19 protein-coding genes are annotated in these 20,343 nt (G+C 70.8%); 13 read left to right on the top strand and 6 right to left on the bottom strand.

Features of this window, described 5'->3' with window-relative positions; all coding sequences use genetic code 11:
* Positions 1-323 precede the first annotated feature (323 nt).
* From AB0N02_RS30245 to AB0N02_RS30235, 3 genes are all read left to right on the top strand, one after another.
* Positions 324-1,289 carry a LysR substrate-binding domain-containing protein gene (locus AB0N02_RS30245; protein ID WP_363953331.1) on the top strand — a complete coding sequence of 322 codons (966 nt, stop codon included), beginning with the start codon at positions 324-326 and terminating at the stop codon, positions 1,287-1,289.
* Positions 1,290-1,604: 315 nt separating this feature from the next.
* Complete coding sequence (locus AB0N02_RS30240) at positions 1,605-2,039, top strand: MarR family winged helix-turn-helix transcriptional regulator (protein ID WP_363953329.1); 435 nt, start codon at positions 1,605-1,607, stop codon at positions 2,037-2,039.
* Positions 2,036-2,380, top strand: a complete 345-nt coding sequence (locus AB0N02_RS30235; protein ID WP_363953327.1) for a nuclear transport factor 2 family protein — start codon at positions 2,036-2,038, stop codon at positions 2,378-2,380. The genes AB0N02_RS30240 and AB0N02_RS30235 overlap by 4 nt, the downstream gene beginning before the upstream one ends.
* 70 nt (positions 2,381-2,450) lie before the next feature.
* Here AB0N02_RS30235 and AB0N02_RS30230 read toward each other — a convergent pair whose 3' ends face one another.
* Together AB0N02_RS30230 and AB0N02_RS30225 are read right to left on the bottom strand one after the other, a co-directional pair.
* A complete protein-coding gene (locus AB0N02_RS30230; RefSeq protein ID WP_363953325.1) occupies positions 2,451-3,011 on the bottom strand; it encodes a dihydrofolate reductase family protein in 561 nt (186 codons plus the stop codon).
* 83 nt (positions 3,012-3,094) lie between these two features.
* Positions 3,095-4,177: a hypothetical protein gene (locus AB0N02_RS30225; protein ID WP_363953323.1), complete on the bottom strand. Its 1,083-nt coding sequence runs from the start codon at positions 4,175-4,177 to the stop codon at positions 3,095-3,097.
* Positions 4,178-4,352: 175 nt separating this feature from the next.
* Here AB0N02_RS30225 and AB0N02_RS30220 point away from each other — a divergent pair, with 175 nt between their 5' ends.
* The 5 genes from AB0N02_RS30220 (at position 4,353) to AB0N02_RS30200 (ending at position 9,432) form a co-directional block, all read left to right on the top strand.
* Positions 4,353-5,534, top strand: a complete 1,182-nt coding sequence (locus AB0N02_RS30220; RefSeq protein ID WP_363953321.1) for a histidine kinase — start codon at positions 4,353-4,355, stop codon at positions 5,532-5,534.
* Positions 5,535-5,579: 45 nt separating this feature from the next.
* Positions 5,580-6,260, top strand: a complete 681-nt coding sequence (locus tag AB0N02_RS30215; protein ID WP_363953319.1) for a response regulator transcription factor — start codon at positions 5,580-5,582, stop codon at positions 6,258-6,260.
* A gap of 320 nt (positions 6,261-6,580) precedes the next feature.
* Positions 6,581-7,276 (top strand): hypothetical protein, encoded by a 696-nt coding sequence (locus AB0N02_RS30210; protein ID WP_363953317.1) that lies wholly within the window; start codon positions 6,581-6,583, stop codon positions 7,274-7,276.
* Positions 7,273-7,935 (top strand): hypothetical protein, encoded by a 663-nt coding sequence (locus AB0N02_RS30205; RefSeq protein ID WP_363953315.1) that lies wholly within the window; start codon positions 7,273-7,275, stop codon positions 7,933-7,935. Before AB0N02_RS30210 ends, AB0N02_RS30205 begins: the two co-directional genes overlap by 4 nt.
* Positions 7,936-8,079: 144 nt before the next feature.
* Positions 8,080-9,432 carry a serine hydrolase domain-containing protein gene (locus AB0N02_RS30200; protein WP_363953313.1) on the top strand — a complete coding sequence of 451 codons (1,353 nt, stop codon included), beginning with the start codon at positions 8,080-8,082 and terminating at the stop codon, positions 9,430-9,432.
* An 84-nt stretch (positions 9,433-9,516) separates the two neighbouring features.
* Here AB0N02_RS30200 and AB0N02_RS30195 read toward each other — a convergent pair whose 3' ends face one another.
* From AB0N02_RS30195 to AB0N02_RS30180, 4 genes are all read right to left on the bottom strand, one after another.
* Positions 9,517-11,328 (bottom strand): alkyl sulfatase dimerization domain-containing protein, encoded by a 1,812-nt coding sequence (locus AB0N02_RS30195; RefSeq protein WP_363953311.1) that lies wholly within the window; start codon positions 11,326-11,328, stop codon positions 9,517-9,519.
* Positions 11,329-11,439: 111 nt separating this feature from the next.
* On the bottom strand, positions 11,440-12,009 hold the full coding sequence (locus AB0N02_RS30190) for a TetR family transcriptional regulator (RefSeq protein WP_363953309.1): 570 nt from the start codon (positions 12,007-12,009) through the stop codon (positions 11,440-11,442).
* Between the two features lie 41 nt (positions 12,010-12,050).
* Positions 12,051-13,577 (bottom strand): MFS transporter, encoded by a 1,527-nt coding sequence (locus AB0N02_RS30185; RefSeq protein WP_363953307.1) that lies wholly within the window; start codon positions 13,575-13,577, stop codon positions 12,051-12,053.
* A gap of 367 nt (positions 13,578-13,944) precedes the next feature.
* On the bottom strand, positions 13,945-14,952 hold the full coding sequence (locus AB0N02_RS30180) for a hypothetical protein (RefSeq protein WP_363953305.1): 1,008 nt from the start codon (positions 14,950-14,952) through the stop codon (positions 13,945-13,947).
* Positions 14,953-15,030: 78 nt separating this feature from the next.
* On the opposite strand from AB0N02_RS30180, the gene AB0N02_RS30175 reads away from it, so the two are divergent.
* The 5 genes from AB0N02_RS30175 (at position 15,031) to AB0N02_RS30155 (ending at position 20,259) form a co-directional block, all read left to right on the top strand.
* Positions 15,031-15,621 carry a TetR/AcrR family transcriptional regulator gene (locus tag AB0N02_RS30175; RefSeq protein WP_363953303.1) on the top strand — a complete coding sequence of 197 codons (591 nt, stop codon included), beginning with the start codon at positions 15,031-15,033 and terminating at the stop codon, positions 15,619-15,621.
* 628 nt (positions 15,622-16,249) lie between these two features.
* Complete coding sequence (locus AB0N02_RS30170; protein WP_363953301.1) at positions 16,250-16,984, top strand: alpha/beta hydrolase; 735 nt, start codon at positions 16,250-16,252, stop codon at positions 16,982-16,984.
* Positions 16,985-17,537: 553 nt separating this feature from the next.
* Positions 17,538-18,695 carry a tryptophan synthase subunit beta gene (gene trpB, locus AB0N02_RS30165; protein ID WP_363953578.1) on the top strand — a complete coding sequence of 386 codons (1,158 nt, stop codon included), beginning with the start codon at positions 17,538-17,540 and terminating at the stop codon, positions 18,693-18,695.
* A complete protein-coding gene (gene trpA / locus AB0N02_RS30160) occupies positions 18,692-19,507 on the top strand; it encodes a tryptophan synthase subunit alpha (RefSeq protein WP_363953299.1) in 816 nt (271 codons plus the stop codon). The genes trpB and trpA overlap by 4 nt, the downstream gene beginning before the upstream one ends.
* Positions 19,504-20,259 (top strand): GntR family transcriptional regulator, encoded by a 756-nt coding sequence (locus AB0N02_RS30155; RefSeq protein ID WP_363953297.1) that lies wholly within the window; start codon positions 19,504-19,506, stop codon positions 20,257-20,259. The genes trpA and AB0N02_RS30155 overlap by 4 nt, the downstream gene beginning before the upstream one ends.
* Positions 20,260-20,343 lie beyond the last annotated feature (84 nt).

Below are 20,343 nucleotides of genomic sequence, written 5' to 3'. Positions count from 1 at the left end.
GCCATCCCGGTTGGCGTGATGCCTACCAGGACGGCAATGATCGCCGCAACTGCGGTGGTGGATGTTCGGAGTCGGTTCATGAGTCCTCCAATCAAAGGCGTTGCGGAACGGCTCTGACGACCCGGAAAGGAAATCCGAAACCTCAACCCGGCGGTTCCGTACGGGCACGGGTTGATCACGCATTTCAATCGAGTGATGTAGAGGTGCCGTTGTCTTATGACAGCCCAGGATCGAAGCGTGATCAACGACTGATCGCCGTATGTCCGACAGGCCGCGCCTGTCGATCCTGTCCACGCCTGTCAAGTCGCTGAAATCATGAAGGCGTGGAGCTCCGCCAGCTTGAATACGCCATCGCGGTCGCCGAGGAACTGCACTTCGGCAAGGCCGCGGCCCGGATGCACGTCACCCAGCAATCGGTCAGCGAGCAGATTCGCCGGCTGGAAAAGGAGATCGGCGCCCCGCTGTTCGTCCGCACCAGCCGCCGGGTCACCGTGACCGCGGTGGGTGAGGCGTTCCTGCCCGAGGCCCGCCGGGCGGTGGCCGCCGTCCGCCACGCGCTCGACGCCGGACGCCGCGCCGCCGCCGGCCCGGCCGGCGAACTTCGCATCGGTCACGCCGCGGACCTCGGCCTCCGCCTGTTCCAGCTCGTCATCCCCGTGCTACGCGCGCGTCTGCCCGAGGTGCGGCCGGCGCCGTGCCCGATGACCACCGCCGACCAGCTCACCGCACTGGAGGACCGCCGCCTGGACATCGGTTTCTGCTGGAACGTCGAAGCCCGGCCGGGGCTGGACTCGCTGCTGGTGGTCCGCGAACCGTTCGTCCTCGCCCTGGCCGCCGCCCATCCCCTCGCCGCCGAGGCCGCCGTCGATCCCGTACGGCTCTCCCACCGGCCGATCATCGTGCACGAGCGGGACCTCAGCCCCTGGCTGTACGACCACATCGTCGGCCACCTGCGAGACCACGGCACCGTGGTGACGATCCACCGGGAGATCTCCAGCCTGGACCGGCTGCTGCCGCTGGTCCTCGCCGACACGGCGATCGGGATCACGGTCGCGGCCTCCGCCGCGGCCCGGCCGTTCGCCGGCGTGGTGTACCGGCCCTTCACCGAGCCGAGCCCGCTCGCCGACCAGCGCATCGTATGGCGGCGGGACACCACCGATCCCGCCGTCCTGGCCTTCGTCCAGATCGTCCGCGAACTCCGGGACGCCGGGGCGTTCCTCCCCGGCTACCCGGACCCGTGGAACGGGCCGCCAGACGGGCTCGATCCCCTCAACAGAGCATCAGGATGAGCGACCGGCCGGGCGCCACCGGCGCCCACCGCCTACACGCACCCGCCGGGCACAGAGCCCCCCGCCACCACGGACTCGGGGTCGAGCAGGCCAGTGGCGGTAACCCGAACCCGGACGGCTCGCTAACGCCACTGGCCGTTCGATTAACGGGTCGGAGACGCCGACGAACCCGGGAGCCGGTTCGGTCGTCGCAGGCGCCTGGAAGGTCACCGCGAGCGGGCAGACCTCAAGATCGAAATTGCATCTTCCGGATTCACCTTGGACCCCCGAAAGCCAACTCTTGATAGCATCAAGAGTTGGCGATATAAAGAGATGGTGCATGAAGAGACGTCCGAGGACACGTTCTTCCGCGAGCTCGGCGGCGTGTGTGCCGATCTGCGGCAGGCGTTCGCCCGGCATGTGGGCATGAGCCCGCACCGGGTACAGGTGCTCGTCCGGCTGCGGCGTAACGGTGAGACCAGCCACAGCGATCTGCGCCAGGCGCTGGGCGTCGACGGCGCGAGCGTCACCCGGCTGGTCAAGGAGTTCGAGGCCGAAGGGCTTGTCAGGCGTCGTCTCGACCCGACCGACAACCGCTACACCCTGGCCGCGTTGACCTCCGCCGGCGAGCGGGTAGCGGCCGACCTCGAGCGATCGCACCAGGCGTACCAGGAGCGGCTGCTCGCCGGTTCCACTGCGCAACAGCAGGAGATCGTGCTGGACGTCCTACGGCGCGTCCGCGCGAACGTGACCGAACAGGAAAGCCAATGACAGACGAAGTGCGGGCCGCCGCACGGCGCATGTACGCGGCGTTCAACGCCCGCGAGCACACCGCCACGGAGGAGATCTTCACAACGGACTTCTACAGCCACCCCCTGAGCACCACCGGACCTGAAGGCGTCACCCGGGCATGGCAACGGTTCCACGAGGCCTTCCCTGACGCGCAGGTCGTCGTCGAGGACATGGTCGTCGAGGGGAACACCGCCGCCGTCCGCACGAGCGTGCGCGGCGTTCCGGGTCGGCAGACGACGACCATGCTGGAGATCTTCCGGGTGCGTGACGGGCGTATCGCCGAACTGTGGGGCCTGTCCTCCCTGCGCCGCGACTCCTGAAGCCGGCCCCGAACCACGACCGTGAGTCTCTTACCGGCACCCCTCGTTGAGCGTCCCCTGCCGCACTCCGCTAGACGCGGTCGTAGCGCATCACCACCACCTGCGAATCACAGGTAAGCGACTCGGCCAGCCGCAGGCCCAGCCGTTCGTCGCGCGGGACGAACAGCGGCCGGCCGCCGCCCAGCACGACCGGGTGCACCGCGATGTGGTACTCGTCGATCAGGCCGTGGCCGGTGAGCGCGGCGGCCAGGCTGGAGCCGCCGGTGAGCAGCAGGTCCTTGCCGTCCTGTCGCTTGAGCTCGGCGACCTGCCCGGCGAGGTCGTCGCCGATGATCCGGGTGGCCCAGTCGGTCTCCTTCAGCGTCCTCGAGAAGACGATCTTCGGCGTGCCGCGCCAGCGAGGGGCGAACTTCAGGACGTGCGGGTGGTCCGACATCGACTCGGCGTCCGGCCAGAAGGCCACCATGCCCTGCCAGACGCCGCGCCCGTACAGGAAGGTGTCGCAACGGCCGCTCAGCGCCTCGGAGTACGCCGACAGTTCCTCGCCCATCACGGGCCAGTCGAACTCGCCGTTCGGGCCGTCGATGTGGCCGTCGATCGAGGTGTGCACCCAAAAGATGATCTTACGCATGTCCGGTTCCTGTTCTCTTCGCCTTCGCGGGTGAGTCGGAGTCGTGGCGACGTTCTCTACATCTGGCGGAAGAGTTTTTCGGGTTAACTCATCGGCGTCGGGGCCGGGCGTCGGCGGTCGAGCAGCGCCAGCAGGCTGACCGTGACCAGCCCCAGAGCGGACAGCTCCAGCTTGTCGGCGAGGGTGGCGGCGTTGGCCACCACCCCGAACGCGGTGTGCCCGGCCAACGCCCCACCGGCCAGGAAGAGGCTGTGCCGGTCCGTCCACCCGCCGCTCGCCGTCCACCGGCGTAGCAGCCACCCGGCCAGCGCCGCGCCCACCGCCGCGCCCAGCATCGGCACCGCCACCCAGCCGCCGTGGGTGAAGGCGGGCCGACCGGCCCCGCCGAACGGGAACAGCAGCGCCAGATACCCGAACCCCGCCAAAACCCCGAAGACCCCCACCGTCCAGGGGCCGGGAACAGCCCCGGCCCGCATGCCGTCCACCCTCGTTTGGAGGGCGGCGGACGGTACGCGCGCTGCGGGTGCAGGGGACGCCTCGCGCGCACCGGGCATTGTGGGAGCAGTGGGCGGGAGTACGCGCAGGGCCACCACTGCCAGCAGCGCCACGGCGGCCACGCACCCCGCCAGCACCGCGACCGGTGCCTGGTAGCCGGGGTCGATGGAGGTCGCCACGGTCACCCGCAGCAGCAGTCCGCCCAGCACGAACACCACTCCGGCCACCACGACCCCCGTCCGCTTCAGGTACGGCCGGTCGCGTAGGGACGGGAACGCCAGGTCGACCAGGAGAATCGGCAGCGCCACGCTGAACACGGCGTGGTAGAGCAGGTTGAGCTCGGCATAGGCGCTGTTCAGCCCGAGGAACCTCGGCGCCCACCCGGCCGCCCCATACATGGTGGGGCTGCTGAGCGCCTGCAACACCAGTCCCTCCTCGACGACGCCGTACGCCAGTCCGAGCAGCAGGATCGACGGCCAGCCCCCGCGGCGCCGTCGTACCAGCTCCCGGATCAGCACCGTTCCGGCGCCGTAGATCGGGATCCACAGGAGCATCAGCCAGATCCGGCTGAGCGGCGGGTTGCCCAGGGTGAGCTCGGCGACGACCGGGGTGATCACCGCGAGCAGCGACGCGGCGCGCCGGCCACCCTTCGGTACATCGGATGCGTTCATGGGGCCAGCGTGCCGGGCGGTGGGAGCCTGCCTCTGCCGACGGACGGCCGGAACGTGGCAGCCGAGGTTGCTTCCGCCGGACACTCCGGACACCTTTCCCGGTGACTTTGGTTGTGGTCCACGGGTGACCTCGGTTGCTCACGCGAGACTCCGGGGCGGGCTACGATCGGCGGTTGTGTTCCTGACCAGCGCGGATGAGACGCGGATCGGCTGGATGTGGTCGCGGAGCGGCTGGGTCGTGGGCCTGGGCGGGTTCCTGCCCGCGCTCGCCGGAGCGGTGGCGGTGGTCTGGGGGGATCTGGCGGGCGGGCCGGGCTGGTACCTGGTCGCCGACCTGGTGGGTGGCGCGTCGGCCTGCGCGGGGGTGTGGCTGTGCCGGAGGTGGCCCGTGTCCGCGGGGCTGGGGGTGATCGCGCTGTCGGTGCCCGCCGCTTCGGCGTCGGTGGCGGCGGGGATCGCCGCGCTGATCGCGGCCCTGTATCGGCGTCCACGCGTGGCGATCGCGGTGGGGGCGGCGGAGGTGGGGGCGACGCTGGTCAGGTTCGCGTTGCGGCCGCCCGGGCTTGCGCCGTATCCGGTGTGGGCGCTGGTCGGGGTGCTGTTCGGGGTGGCGGTGACCGTGTGGGGGATGCTGGCGCGCACCCGCCGGGAGCTGGTGCTGTCGCTGGCCGAGCGGGCTCTCCGGGCGGAGGCCGACCAGCGGCTGCGCGCCGAGGAGGCCCGCCGTGCCGAACGGCTCGGGATCGCCCGGGAGATGCACGACGTGCTCGCTCACCGGCTGTCGCTGCTGGTGGTGCACGCGGGGGCGCTGGAGTTCAATGCGGATGCGACGCCGGGCGAGGTCGCGGAGGCGGCCGGGGTGATCCGGCTGAGCGCCCGCCTGGCGCTGGAGGAGCTACGGACCGTCGTCTCGGTCCTCCGTGATCCAGCACCACCGCCGCCGCCGGACACCGCGTCGCCGTCGGGCGGTGGGGTGGATCTGGGGGCGCTGGTGGAGGAGTCGCGGCGGGCCGGGATGCGGGTTGAACTGCCCGATCATGGGGTGCGCCTGTCCGAGACGCCGGATGCGGTAGGCCGCGCCGCGTACAGGATCGTGCAGGAGGGGCTCACGAACGCGCGCAAGCACGCGCCCGGGCAGCCCGTCACAGTGCTCGTGTCGGGAACGAGAGGGGCCGAGCTGGTGGTCGAGGTGCGCAACCCGCTTCACAGCGGACCGGCCGCCCTCGCGGGGACCGGGGCGGGGGCGGGGCTGGCCGGACTGGCGGAGCGGGCGTCGCTGGCCGGTGGCCGGTTGGAGTGCGGGAAGACGGCCGACGGCGGGTTCCGGCTGGCGGCCCGGCTGCCGTGGCCGCGGTGAGGACGTGGCCACGCCGCGGTGGGAGGCCTGGCTAGCATGGCCCAGGTGAGAGCCGACGAGAGCGCGCCGATCCGGGTGCTGATCGTGGACGACGACGCCCTCGTGCGCGCCGGTCTGACGTTGATGCTCAAAGGCGCGCCCGACCTGCACATCGTCGGCGCGGTGGCCGACGGCGGCGAGGTGGAGGGCGCCGTGGCCGAGCACAGGCCGGACGTGGTGCTCATGGACATCCGGATGAACGGCCTCGACGGCCTCGACGGCATCGAGGCGACCCGGCGGCTGCGGGCGCGGACGGGGGCGCCAGAGGTGGTGGTGCTCACCACGTTCGACGCCGACGAGCTGGTGTTCAGGGCGTTACGGTCGGGGGCGAGCGGGTTCCTGCTCAAGGACACCCCGCCGGAGGGCATCGTGGAGGCCGTGCGGAAGGTCGTGGCGGGGGAGCCGACCTTGTCTCCGAGCGTCACGCGCAAGCTGATCGCCCACCTGGTGCCCGAGGAGGAGAACCGACGACGTACCGACGCCCGTCAGGTGCTGGCGCGGCTGAGTGAGCGGGAGCGCGAGGTGGCGCTGGCGGTCGGCCAGGGGAAGCCGAACGCGGTGATCGCCGGTGAGCTGCACATGAGCGTGGGCACCGTGAAGGGGTACATCTCCCGCATTCTCACCAAGGCGGACCTGGACAACCGGGTCCAGCTAGCCCTCATCGTCCACGACGCCGGGCTGGGGTAGAGGCCCGGAGCGTCAGCTCGATGGATCGAGCGCGGGGACAGCCGTCCGCCGGGTCGGCGGGCGGCGATGGACGCGGCCGGCAGGAACGGCGCGAGCCGGGAACCTTCGAGTTTTCCCGATCACCGGCAAACGCGAGCCGGCCGAACGCATACTTAGGCGAGCGCCCCGATGATCCCCCGTCCCGGGAGACGTAGATGGCCAGATCCAAGCGGGCCCGCACCAAGAAGCGAGAAGAACCCCCGCAGGAGGAGCCCGCGCCGAAACCATTGTGGGAACGGCTGCTGTCCGGGCCGCGTTTCGTCGTGGTAACGATCTTTACCGTGGCCATCGGGGCGGCGGTGCCGAAGGTTGTCGACCTGGCGGCCGACGGCGTCCTTCCGGAGATCCACGTGATCGCGAAGGAGGACGACGACTTTCTCAAGGACTGGTCGAGGTCGTCTCCTGACGCGATCGGCCCTGGCGTAGTCGCCGGGCTGGTCCACGGTGAGCAGATCTTTGGAGACCCCAAGGTGGCGGCACGCCTGGTCAAGACAGAAATGCAGGGCGTCAGGCTGGTCGTCGAGGGGGCCAGGAACGAAGCCGTGAGGATCATCGGGATGCGGGCCCGGGTGCACAAAACCCGGCCGGTCGTGGCGGGCACATATTTCAGTTTCGGCCCGCAGGGAGAAGAAGACAGCGTGAAGGTGGGCTTCGATCTGGGATCACCACAGCCGATCGCCCGCGACGTGCTCGAAAAGGAGGGCGTGCAGCTCGGCGGTCCCTATTTCGGCGGGCGGAGCGTGGTGCTCAAGAAGGGTGAATCCAAGGTTTACGACGTGACCGCCGTCGCCGGGCCGTTCACCTACGAGTGGGACATCCAGATAGATCTGGCCGCCCAAGGGCGGATCTGGTCCGTCTACCGCCCTGAGCGCCCCCTGGTCGTATCGGGAAAGGCCACGAAATATGCGGCCGCATATGAATTCGATCTCGGTGAAGACCCTGGCCGCTGGATCCCGCTCAAGGACACCGGCCTGTGAAGGGCGCCGTCCGGCTGGGCGTCCTTGCGATCGCGGGCGCGGGCGCCTTCACGCTCTCGTGGTTCCTGCCTCAGGAGAATCCTCCCGAGCCGCCGCTCACCGACATTCACTCCGAGGCCGAACTGCTGCGGTTGCTGCCCGGACCGGGTGACATCCCCGATCTGCACAGCATCGTGACCAATGACATCGTCGACGGTGTAACGATACCGAGCTGCCTGCCCCAGAAAGTCGAGGACGTCGCGCCGCCCTACATCCGGGTGGCCTACGACCTGTACAGCGGCTCTGACATAGCGGTGGCGTTCACCCGAATCGGCCCCGGCTTTGCAGGCAGGGCGCGTTACCTGCTGCGATCAGCAAAACAGCGGTGCTCGGAAAAGGGACACGCCTACGAGGGCAGTCCCGAGGGCACCTGGACGTTTCAGCAGGTGAAGGCGCCCCGGATCGGCGAGCTCTCCGTCGCCTTCACAGGGAAGTACCTGCCGCCGTCCGACTTCGCCCGGGACAGTGAAGCATGGATCGTGTATGCGATCTCCAAGGAATGGACGATCACCTTCACCGTCAACAAGGCGGCACCGGATGAGATGACGAACGAAATCATGTCTCGCATCCTCACCGGCCTGGACGCGCACGTGGGATCGGTGTTCGCCGCGAGCGGCTGACCGACGGGCCATGCACGCGGAGCGCCCGGCGCATCGTCGGCCTGCCGGCCGGAGGAGCCTCGGGGCCCGTGGGGCGCCGCGGGCGGAGCGCCTCGCCTCGGTGGCCGGCGTCGGGGAGGAGGGTTCGCGGGTACGGTCCTCGATATGACGCTTCTTCCGGATCTTCAGGGATGGATCGATCGGGCCGCTGGGCGGCATGGGGTGCCGGGGGCTGCGGTGGCCGTCGGGATGGGGGATCAGCTGGCTGAGGCGGCCACCGGGGTGATCAATCTGGACACCGGGGTGGAGGCCACCGCCGACAGCCTGTTCCAGATCGGGTCGGTTACCAAGGTCTGGACGGCCGCCCTGGTGATGCAGCTTGCCGGGGAAGGGCTGGTCGATCTCGACGAGCCGGTCCGAAGGTATCTTCCCGAGTTCGGGGTGCTGGACGCCGCCGCCTCGGAGAGCATCACCGTGCGGCAGCTGCTGTCGCACACCGGCGGGTTCGACGGGGATCTGTTCGAGGACACCGGACGCGGGGACGACGCGGTGGCCAAGTTTGTTGCGTTCATGCGTGGCAACGCCCGGCAGGTCAGCGGGCCGGGGGAGCTGTTCTCGTACTGCAACGCCGGCTATTGCGCGCTCGGTGCCCTCGTCGCCAAGCTGCGCGGGCGCACGTGGGAGGCCGCCATGCGGGAGCTGCTGATCGAGCCTCTCGGGGCGCGGCACATGGCGCTCTACGCTGAGGAGGCGATCATGTTCCGGGCCGCGGTCGGGCACGTCGGCGAGCCGCTGCGGGTGTCGCCCCGGCGGCAGCTGCCACGGTCGAACGCGCCGGCTGGGTCCACGCCGAGCGCCGCGCCGCGCGACCTGGTGCGGTTCGGGCGGATGCTGCTGGCCGACGGCGTGGCGGCCGACGGGACGCGGGTGCTGCCCGCGGGAACCTTCGCCGAGATGCGCCGGCCGCAGGTCACGCTGCCGCGGCTGGGGGAGCGGTACCCGGCCGCCTGGGGCCTCGGGCTGATGCTCTCCGACTGGGACGGCAAGCCCGTGGTCGGCCACGACGGCAGCACCCCGGGTCAGAGCACGACCTGGCGCATCGTGCCCGACCGCGGCCTGGTGCTCGCCATCCATGCGAACGGCGGCCACGCCTCGGCCTTCATCGACGAGGTGCTGGCGGAGATCCTCTCGTCCGCGGCAGGGATCCGCCTGCCGTCGCGGGTGCTGCCGCCGGACACCCCGGTGCCGTTCCGGCCGGAGACCTACGCCGGAAGCTACTCCGCACCGTCGGTCACCTACGAGGTGAAGGCCGACGCCGACGGGCTGGAGATCACCGACATCCCGCACGGCCTCGCGGCGCAGTTCGGGGAGGGTGGCACGACCACCCGTTACGTCCACGCCGGCGACAACCGCTTCGTCGGCGTCGAGCCGGACGAGGGGCTGCACCCACTGATCGCCTTCCTCCAGGACGGGCGCTTCCTCTACAACTTGCGCGCCGTGCCACGTGTCACGGACTAGGGTTCGAGGCGGCGCCGGCCGGGCCTGCTCGGAAGGCCGGCGGAGCCCACGCCCGGACTGTCCCTTGCGGGACCGGGCGGCCCGTCAGGGCGTGACGATGGCGAAGTCCGGTGTGGGCTCCTCCAGGACGGCGGTCAGCCGCCGCAGGACGTCAAGATCGCCATCGTGGTCGAGGCCATTGACGCCATCGACGCCGTTTCCGGCGAGCAGGCCGAGCAGGCGCTGTTTCGTCAGCCGTAGCGTCAGGTCCGCTCCGTCGCCGGACGTCGTCCACTCGTGGATCAGGGCTCCGTTGGACATCGTGGTGCGGTGGTGCTCGTCCAGGTCGGTGAGGTGCCAGTCGATGGCGAAGCGTTCGTTCCAGGCGTTGGGGCCGTGAACGCGGATGGCGAGGGAGCCGAAGATCTGTTCTGGGGTGAGCGCGCGGAACATGCCCGGTGAGGTGGTGTCGGTCGCGGCCGCCGAGGGGTGGCCGGTCAGTTCGGCGGCGCCGGTGAGGTAGAAGTTGCGCCAGGTGGCGTTCTCGGCGCCGTGGCCCAGCCGGGTGTATACCTGCGCCAGAAGCTCGCGGGCCGCAGAGTCGCCCTCGTCGGCGAACACGGCGTGGTTGAGCAGGGTCGCCGCGAAGCGCAGGTCGCCTTCCCGGATGTAGCGTCCGGCCAGGGCGAGCACGGCGGAGGCGCCGCCGAGGCATTCGACGTACCGCCTGGCCTGCTGGGCGGGCGGGTGCTCCCACAGGTGGGCGGGGTTGCCGTCGAACCAGCCCAGGTAGCGCTGGTAGATCGCTTTGACGTTGTGGCTGACCGAGCCGTAGTAGCCGTGGGTGTGCCAGACCTGTTCCAGGGCGGGCGGCAACCGCATGGCCTCGGCGATCTCGTTGCCGGTCAGGCCGCGGTTCAGCAGGCGCACGGTCTGATCGTGCAGGTAGGCGTACAGATCGCGTTGCCGGGACAGGAAGGTGACGATGTCGTCCCTGCCCCAGGTGGGCCAGTGGTGGGAGGCGAAGGCGACGTCGGCCTGGTCGGCGAACAGTGCGACGGCCTCGGTCAGGTAGCGGGCCCAGATGCGCGCGTCGCGCACCGGTGCGCCGCGCAGGGTGAGCACGTTGTGCAGGTTGTGGGTGGCGTTCTCGGCCATGCACAGGGCGCGGTGGTCGGGGAAGAGGAAGTTCATCTCCGCCGGGGCCTCGGTGCCGGGGGTGAGCTGGAAGACGATGCGCACCCCGTCGATCGTCTCCTCCTGGCCGGTGCGGGTGATGTCGAGGGTGGGCGGGATGAGGGAGACGGTGCCGGCCGAGGTGCCCATGCCCAGCCCGCAGCCGAGCTGGCCCTCGGGGGAGCGCGGCAGCAGCTGGCCGTACATGTAGGAGGCCCGGCGGTTCATGGCGGTGCCGGCGTAGACGTTCTCGGAGACGGCGTGCTCCATGAAGTGGGCCGGGGCGAGGATGGGGATGCCGGTGCCGTCGGTGACGCCGAGGGCGCCGCCGAAGTGGTCGACGTGGGAGTGGGTGTAGATCAGACCGGTCACCGGCCGCTCTCCCCGATGGTCCCGGTAAAGCTGGAGCGCGGCGGCGGCGCACTCGGTGGAGACCAGCGGGTCGACGACGATGACGCCACGTTCGCCCTCGACGAGGGTCATGTTGGACAGGTCGAGGCCGCGTACCTGGTAGATGCCGTCGGTCACCTCGAACAGCCCCTGTTTGGCGCACAGCTGCGCCTGCCGCCACAGACTCGGGTGCGCGCTCTTCGGACAGTCGCCGTCAAGGAAGTCGTAGGAGTCGTTGTCCCAGACGACCCCGCCGTCGGCCGCCCGGATCAGGGCGGGGGTGAGTTTCGCGACGAAACCACGCTCGGCGGCGTCGAAGTCGGTCCGATCGTGAAAGGGAAGGTCTGCCATGGGACCGTGGTGCCCGTCCCCTCCACCACTAAGGCAAGGAAAACCCCAAAAAGAAGATGCAGGGACGAATCTGAATGAGCGGCCGCATGCGGCTGTACGGTCCCCATCGGCTCAGTCGCGGACGGCTCGTTGCAGGACGGCTTGGATGTGATCAGGGTCGGAGGGGGCGTTGTCGAGGAGGATCGCGGTGCACAGTCCATCGGAGGCCGCGACGAGGGCGGCGATGGCCGCAGGGTCGTCGGTCAGCGTAGTGGCGAGTTCGGCGATGTTCTCCCGCCAGCGTCGTGCCACGGATCGTAGTGCGGGGCGGCGGGCGGCCAGGGTTGCCAGCTCGCGTTCGGCCAGGGCGCGTTCACGTCCGGGACCGGCGGACTCGGCGATGAGGTGGGCCAGGCCGGTGAGCTTGTCGCCGGGGGTGTCGATGATGTCGCGGATGCGGGCGGTGTAGGCGTCGGCGACACTCGTGAGGGCGGCGACGAGCAGGTCGTCGAGGGTCGCGAAGTAGTAGGTGCTCAGGGACGTCGTGGTGCCGGCCTGTTTGGCGACCGTGCGATGGGTGACGCCTGCCGCGCCGTCGCGAGTGACCACGGCAAGGGTGGCCTCGATGATCTCCGCGCGTCGTTTCTCGCCACGCGCGCGGCGTCCGTCGGTGTGCTCGCTGTCGTCGGTGGTGTCGTCCATGCTGCTCCTCGGCCCGACCCTCAGGATAGTCGGACCGTCGTTCAAACGTCGGTGTCGCGGTTCTGCGCCTCCCCGAGTGTGGGCACGTGACGCAGCATCCCGAGGCACAGCGCCGTGGCAGCGGCGATGGCGACCCCCGCGACCAGGGAAGCGATGTTGAGTCCGCTGGTGAAGGCCTGCTGGGCCACCTTGAGGGTCCCGGGCGGAAGGCTCTCGGTGATCGCCACGGTCGCGTTCAGGCTGTCGGTGAGGGGACCGGAGGTCTCCGACGTCAGATCTTCGGGCACCGTCACCTGAGCGCGGTAGACGGCGGCGGTGAGACTGCCGAGCAGGGCGACGCCGACGGCGATGCCGAGTTCCTGGACCGTCTCGGAGATCGACGCCGCCGACCCGGATCGCGCTGCCGGCACTGCGCCCACCACCATGTCGGTGCCCAGGGCGGCGAGGGCGCCCAGCCCGAGATAGACGAACGCGAAGCCGGCCGCCACATGGACCTCGTCGTCGAGTCCCGCGGTGGCGAGCAGCGCGTAGCCGGCGAGGGACGCCCCGAGGGCGGCGCCCATGACCGAGCCGGGGCGGAAGCGCCGGGCGACCAGGGGAGCACCGATGGCGGCGGCGAACATCGCCAGCGCCGGTGGTCCCATCCAGAGCCCCGCGTCGAAGGGCGTGAGTCCTTCGACGAGCTGGAGGTACTGCGTGACCAGGTACATCGAGCCCCCGACTCCGGCCAGGCCGATGAGCAGCACACTCAAGGCCACGGTGAAGGCCCGGTTGCCGAACAGTGTCATGTCCAGCAGTGGGTCGGGGAGGCGGCGTTGGCGGCGTACGAACACGATTCCAGCCAGAACCCCCGCCATGGCACAGACGAGGGTTGGGCCGCCGGGACCGTCGGAGGCGATGCGCTTGACGGCGTAGATGACCGGAAGGATCGCTGCCAGGGACAGGCCCACGCTGATCAGGTCCAGCCGGCCGGTGGGCGGGGCCGCGTACTCGGGGAGCAGGGCGCGTGCCCCGGCCAGGACGACGAGGGCGATGGGCACCGCCGTCAGGAACGGCGCTCCCCACCAGAAGGAGTCCACCAGCGATCCGCCCACGATCGGCCCGGCGGCCATCCCGAGCGCGAACATCGTGGCCCAGACCCCGATCGCGACCGCGCGCTGACGCGCGTCGGGGAACATGTTCGAGATCAGCGACAGCGTGGAGGGCATGAGCGTCGCCCCCGCCACCCCCAGCAGGGCTCGCGCGAGGATCAACAGCTCGGCAGTGGGGGCGAACGCGGCGAACACCGAGGCCGCCGCGAAGGCGATCATCCCGGTCTTCAGCAACCGGCGCCGCCCGATCCGGTCGCCCAGCGTACCCATGGTGACGAGGAACCCGGCGACGAGGAACCCGTAGGCGTCCATGATCCATAGCAGTTGGGTGGCTGACGGGGACAGATCGGCCGCCATGCTCGGCGCCACCAGGTACAGCACGGTCACGTCCAGTCCCAGCAGCACCGTCGGCATGGCCAGCAGGCCCAGGCCCGCCCACTGGCGCGTCCCTGCCCGCGTGAACTGTCGCTGCGTCATCACGCCCCCTTCGCTCCTTATTTTGAACGCTAGTACAACTAGTACTATCGTTCAATATGATGAGAGCGGGTGTGAAGCGGATGGCACCGGTCGGGTCCAGGACGTACATCTCGTTCCTGATCGGGCAGGTCATCAGCCGGTCGGGGCCGCCGTCGGGGATCGCCATGCTTCCTCACGCATCCGGCCGTATGCCGGGATCGGCAGACCTGCCGGTGTCGGCGTCATAAGCGTCAGGACGAAGAAGCGCCCCAGGCCGGCGTTGGTCGTGGCACCGGCGTACGGCGAGTCGTTCGCGTCGTGGGCTGATCGGATGGCCCTGCGGAACGGATGTCACGGGCGCGCCGCCCGCGATTCCCGATCGCCGGAGTCAGCGATCGCCGTGCGCGCCGGTGAAGGTGGTGCCGATCTCCGCCATCCGCTCGGCCGCGTAGCCGGGGTCGATCAACGCCTCGGGGGTGTGGAGGCCGGGTGGCACGGGGGCACCGCGCAGGCCGAGCAGTCGCTCGACGCCGAGGGCGACGCCGAGCGCCGTCAGGGGGCGCTGCCCCTCCGGGTGGAAGAGGTAGCGGCTCGTCCTGAGCGGCGCGCCCGCGCGGTCCACGCCTTCGAGGTCGATCTTGACCTCCGTGGATGCGGGCCCGCCGCGCCGCCTGCCCGCCGATTCACCGATCGCGAACGCGAAGCGGACGTTGGGCGCGCCCGTCGCGAGGGCCAGGCTCGGCACGTCGAGGATGGGGACGATCTGGCCGGGCAGCACGGTGCCGTCGACGTCGGTGACCTCCACCTCCGCATCGGGGCCGCTGACCCAGTGGAAGACGCCGTCGCGGCGGACGTGCCCCGCCGAGGTGGCGGCCAGCAGGCGTTCCATGTCCGCCATGGCCGCGGGCCCGCCGCTGTCCTGTTCGTCCAGCACGCCGCTGACCTCGATGGTGTCGAGCCGGTCGAACTCCCTGGCGAGGCCGAGCACCGCGAGGACGACGAGCCCCGCGTACCAGTGGCTGGCCAGCAGGATCGGTGCCGCGCCGGCTCGCAGGCCGGCGGCGACAACCTCGGGTCCGATGTCGACCAGGCCGCTGGAGATGCTGACGTACGGCAGGCCGCGGTCCTGTGCGTAACGCAGTCCGTTCAGGTGGCTGTCCCACACCGTTGCCACGACCGCCGAGTAGCCGCCGGTCTCCTGGAGGCCGAGGTCGCCTCGCCGCAGATCGATGGTCGCGGCTGTCGCGCCGCCGAGCTCGTCGGCGACCCGCCGGGCGCGGCCGAGATCGCGGCCCGCGATCGTCAGCGGCAGCTCCGGATACCACCGGCGCAGGAGGGTTGCGGTCCCCTCGCCCGCCTGGCCGGATCCGCCCATGATCAGTACGGAGTGCTCCACGGTGATGTCCTCTCACTAACCTACATTCTGTAACTTACATTTTGTAGCTTAGGGTGGGAGGCGACGCAAGGGAGGACGATGGCCACGGGATCGACTCGCCTGTCCAAGCCGGCCAGGCGGGAGCAGTTGCTCGACACCGCCATGGCGATCGCGCGCGCCCACGGCACCGACAGCCTCACGCTGCTCAGCCTGGCGGAGGCCGCCGGAGTGAGCAGGCCGGTCGTCTACGACCACTTCGGCACCCGCCCCGGCCTGCTGATCGCGCTCTACCGGCGGCTCGACGAGCGGCATCGGGCCGCCTCGGAGGAGGCCCTGCGTGACGCCCCGGCCGTCCCCCACGAGATCGCCCGCGTCCTGAGTGCCGCCTACTTCGCCTGCGCCACCGACATGCCGGAGTGGACCGCCATCTCGGCCGCGCTCAAGGGGAGCCAGGAGATGGAGGCGATCGAGCGTGAGCTGCTCGACGGCTACACGGACCTGATGGCCACCGCCCTGCGGCCGTACTCCGGGCTCGCACAGGAAGCCCTCCGGCTCCGCTGCGTCGGCGTGCTGGGCGCGGCCGAGGCGATCGCCGCGGAGCTGAACCGGGGGCGTGTCACCGTCGCCGCGGCCATCGCGGCGCTGACGGACCTGACCGTCGGCAGCATCGACGCCGGAGCTCAGGACTGACGCTGTCGCGGCCCGTTGTGTGGTGGTGCTGCCGGAGGCCAGGACTCTGCCCGAGGCCGCGCTGCGCCTGGCCGGCGAAGGACTACGCCCCTGGGAGAGCGTCACAGCCCCAGGTCGGCCTCAGCTCTGGGCCGGAACAACCATGAACTTCGGAGTAACAGCCCTCGCTCAAGAGGTTTCCTCGGCCCAGGTGAGGTGGCCTGCGGCCTTGGATGTGATGGCTCGGCGGAGCGATCCTTCGGTGCCGGGGATCCCCCTTCCGGGCTCGGTGGTCTGCGCCGCCTGGAGCAACTCGGCGGCCGTGAGCTTGCGGCGGTTGGCAGTGCTGATCAGGACCCGGATAGTGTTCCGATTTCGCCGCGCTGCGTTCACGTCACAGGCCCGAAGCCCTTCACTGCACGGCCTTGGCTCTCAGGCGAGTGGCTCCGTGGCATTCACCCACGGAGTCTCCGCAAAAACCTGTTGGCGGACCACGGCGACCACTGCTAGTTTTCCAGTGGCCGTGCGAGAGAACGAGGAGGTGGTACCCGTGAACGCAGTATCGACGTGGGTGCTCCCCTCCGGGGTCACGGTCGGGCGGTAGGTCGTCCGGGAGCGCCATTCAAGAGCACTCCCGAAAGGCAGAACCATGCAATTCACCTCTGAGCAGCGCCTCGACGACGGCGTTCTCGAACGCGAATTCACCCTCGGCGAGATCCCCGGCATCCTGTGGACGCCCGCGTCCGCATCCGCGCCGGTCCCGCTGATTCTGCTCGGCCACCCCCCGCTCGGACTGCGCAGAATGTACCCCCGGCTGGTGGCGCGGGCCCGGCACTGTGCGGCGGAGGGCTTCGCCGCGGCCACCATCGAGCTCCCAGGGAGCGGTGACCGGCCCCGTTGGGCCGCCGCCGAACAGGCCCGCGCCGACCTGCGCCGGGTCATGGAGGCCGGCGAGCCGGTCAGCGACGAGATCATCGACGCACTCATCCTCCCGCTCGTCGACAAGGCGGTTCCGGAGTCGCGGGCCGCCCTGGACGCCCTCCTGTCGCTGCCCGAGATCGGCGGCCCGGTCGGGTACTCGGGGGGAGTGATCTCCATCGGGGTCCGGCTGGCGGTGGTCGAGCCGCGCATTGTGGCCGCCGGCTTCTTCGCAGGGAGTTTCGTGCCTCGCGCCATGTTCGAGGAGGCCCGGCAGGTCACCATTCCGCTGCACGTCCTGCTGCAGTGGGACGACGAAGGGAACGACCGGCAGGCGGCCTTGGACCTGTTCGACGCCTTCGGCTCCAATGAGAAGACGCTGCTCGCCAACATGGGCGGGCACACCGGCGTCCCGCAGTTCGCAGGGGAGGACGCGGCCGGGTTCTTCGCCCGGCATCTGCGCTAGCAGCGGGCCGGGGCCTCGCCGCCAGGCCGGCAGCAGACGGTAGGCGGTAGGCGGCGCCGGCCGGCACGCCGCTCATCGAGGACAGGCCCCGGCCCTCCTCGATGAGCGGTGGCCGGCAGATGCACAACCGCCCCGATCGCGGCGGTACCGGCCGTCGGCGGTGCCGGCCGGTCGGGGCGGCGCCCGGCCACCGGCGCCTCCATCGGCCGGGCCCACGCCGCGAGGCACTCGGCCCGCACCGGTGGCCGGCTCCAGCAGCGCCGCGGTCGAGTCGGCCGATGGGCACCCGGTCGCCCGCTCACAGAACGCGCACTCGAACCGAGCCCGGCAGCCACGCACGATGCGTTCGGTCCGCCCGGGCGGCTCGGCCTTTGTCCGCCCCGAAGCTGCTTTGAGGCTGGGATCACCTTCGAGAGAAGGAGCCTCGGTGGCGCGTCCACGCCGTCCATGCCACACTCACTGTTATAGAACTCATTGCAGAGTTATAGAACGATCGGAGTATGGCGTGCGAGACGTGTTGCCGTGGCGTGAGCCACTCCCGCCGGACGGGACGATGGGCGAGCCCCGGGCGCGGGGCCGTTTCGGCGGGTACGGCGGGCGGTACGCGCCGGAGTCCCTGGTGGAGGCGTGCCGCGAGGTGGACGAGGCGTTCCGGGAGGCCTGGGCGGATCCGGGGTTCCGCGGCGCCCTGGCGCGGCTGCTCGCCGTGCACGCCGGGAGGCCGACCCCGCTCACACCGGCCCACCGGCTGTCGGAGGCGCTGGGCGTGCAGCTGTACCTCAAGCGCGAGGATCTCACCCACACCGGATCCCACAAGATCAACAACGTGCTGGGCCAGGCCCTGCTGGCCACCCGGATGGGACGGCGCAGGCTGATCGCCGAGACGGGGGCGGGCCAGCACGGGGTGGCCACCGCGACCGCCGCCGCGCTGCTCGGGCTGGAGGCCACGGTGTTCATGGGCGAGCGCGACATCGAGCGGCAGGCGCTGAACGTCTTCCGGATGCACATGCTGGGCGCCGAGGTGGTCCCGGTGACCACGGGCAGCCGTACCCTCAAGGACGCGACCAGCGAGGCCATGCGGCACTGGGTGGGCGCGACCGGCGACTCCCACTACTGCGTCGGCTCGGTCGTCGGGCCGGATCCGTACCCGTGGATGGTCAGGGAGTTCCAGCGGATCATCGGCGACGAGGCCCGCGGGCAGTGCGCCGCCGAGCTGCGGACCGGCGTCCCGGACCACGTGGTCGCGTGCGTCGGCGGCGGCTCCAACGCGGCCGGCACGTTCGCCGGATTCGCCGACACCTCGGCGCGCCTGGTCGGTGTCGAGGCGGAGGGCGGCGCCGGGGCGACCCACGGCCGGCTCGGTGTCCTGCACGGCTGCCGCTCGCTGTTCCTGCAGGACGACGACGGGCAGATCATCCAGGCGCACTCCATCTCCGCCGGGCTCGACTACCCGGGAGTCGGCCCGGAGCACGCCCACCTGCGCGACCTGGGCCGGGCCCGCTACGTCACGGTGACCGACGACGAGGCGGTCGGCGCGGCGGTACGGCTGGCGCGTACCGAAGGCATCGTCCCGGCGCTCGAATCGGCGCACGCCCTCGCATGGGTGATCCGCGCGGCGGGCGAGGGCGACCTGCCCGCAGGGTCGACGGTGCTGATGACGTTGTCCGGCCGGGGCGACAAGGACGTCTCAACCCTGAAGGAGCTGCTGTGACGAACCCCACCCTTGCCGCGGGCGCGGTCGAACACCACCTGCGTGCCCGCCGGGACACCGGCCGCGGCCTGCTCATGCCGTACGTCACCGGGGGAATCACGCCCGGCTGGACGGACTACCTGCGGGCGTTCGCCGCCGCCGGGGCGGACGCGATCGAGCTCGGCCTGCCCTTCTCCGACCCCACACTGGACGGCGTCACCATCCAGCAGGCCAGCGACACGGCACTGGCCCGGGGGGCGAGCACCCGCCGGATCCTCGCCGATCTGTCCGGCATGCCGGACCTGGGTGTGCCGCTGGTCGTCAGCACCTACTACAACCTGGTGCTGCACGACGGCCCCGAAGCGTTCTGCGCCGCGCTGCGCCGGGCCGGTGTCGACGGCCTGATCGTGCCCGACCTGCCGGTGCACGAGGCGGACGAGCTGACGGACGTGGCCGCCGCCGCCGGGATCGAGCTGGTCCTGCTGGCGTCGCCGGCGACGCCGCAGCCGCGGCTGGCGGAGATCTCGTGCCGCAGCCGCGGATTCGTCTACGCGGTGTCGCTGATGGGCACCACCGGTGAGCGGGCCGCCCTCGCCGCCTCGGCGGCGGAGCTCACCGAGCGGATCAGGTGCGTCACCGACCGGCCGGTCTTGCTAGGATTTGGCATTTCCACCCCGGAGCAGGCACGCGAAGCCCGCCGGCACGCCGACGGCGTGGTGGTCGGCGCCGCGGTCATGCGGCGGGTGCTCGACGGAGCTGGACCGGACGACCTGCGGGTCTTCCTCACGACCCTGCGGCAAGCCCTCGACCAGGAGTGTGACCGACCACGATGACCCCCGACGCCGGGCACGAGGCGAGATACCGCGCCATCGCCGCCGACCTCGCCGCGAAGATCCGGTCGGGACACTACGCCCCCGGTGAGGCCCTGCCGCCGCAACGGGAGCTGAGCGCCTCCTACGGGGTGACCCTCATGACGCTGCGCCAGGCGTTGCGGGAGCTCAGCGACGAGAGGCTGATCGTGCAGCAGCCCGGCAGGGGCACGTTCGTCGCCCCGCCCCACCTGGCGTACCAGCTCGACTCGCTCCGCAGCCTGGTCGACGACCTGCGTAAACAGGGCCACGACGTGCGCACCGCGGTGGCCGGGCGGGCGGTGCGCCGGGTCCCCGCCCGGATCGCCGCGGAGCTGCGGCTGCGTCCCGGCGACACCGCCCTGCGGCTGGAACGGGTCCGCGAGTTCGCGGGACGTCCCGCCGTGCACCAGGTGTCCTGGGTCCGCCGGCCGGCGGCCGACCAGATCCGCGACCGTGACTTCACCGCCGTCTCCCTCTACGCGGCCCTCGCCGACGCGGGGGTGACGGTCGCCCAGGCGTCCGAGGTGGTCCGGCCCGGTTTGCTCGACCCCGCCGCCGCCCGCCACCTCCACGAACCGCAGGGCAGCCCGGTGCTCGTCAGCACCCGGATCACCTACACGCTCGACGCCACGCCCGTGGTGTCCGACCATGCCACCATCCTCGGCAGCATGATGGAGATCCGCACCGAACGCGCCGCCACCGGTCTCTCTCTCACCTGGGGCGCCACCAGCTGAGAACCCGCTGACGGCAGAACGAGGCGCTCATCGGCCGATCCGGCCCGTGCGGGCTGGACGCCCGCACGCCCAGGGACCAAGGGC

It is taken from the genome of Streptosporangium sp. NPDC051022, assembly GCF_040683035.1.
Lineage (GTDB): Bacteria > Actinomycetota > Actinomycetes > Streptosporangiales > Streptosporangiaceae > Streptosporangium.
The sequence above is the reverse complement of the archived record's forward strand: the minus strand, read 5'-3'. Positions and strand labels throughout refer to the sequence as shown.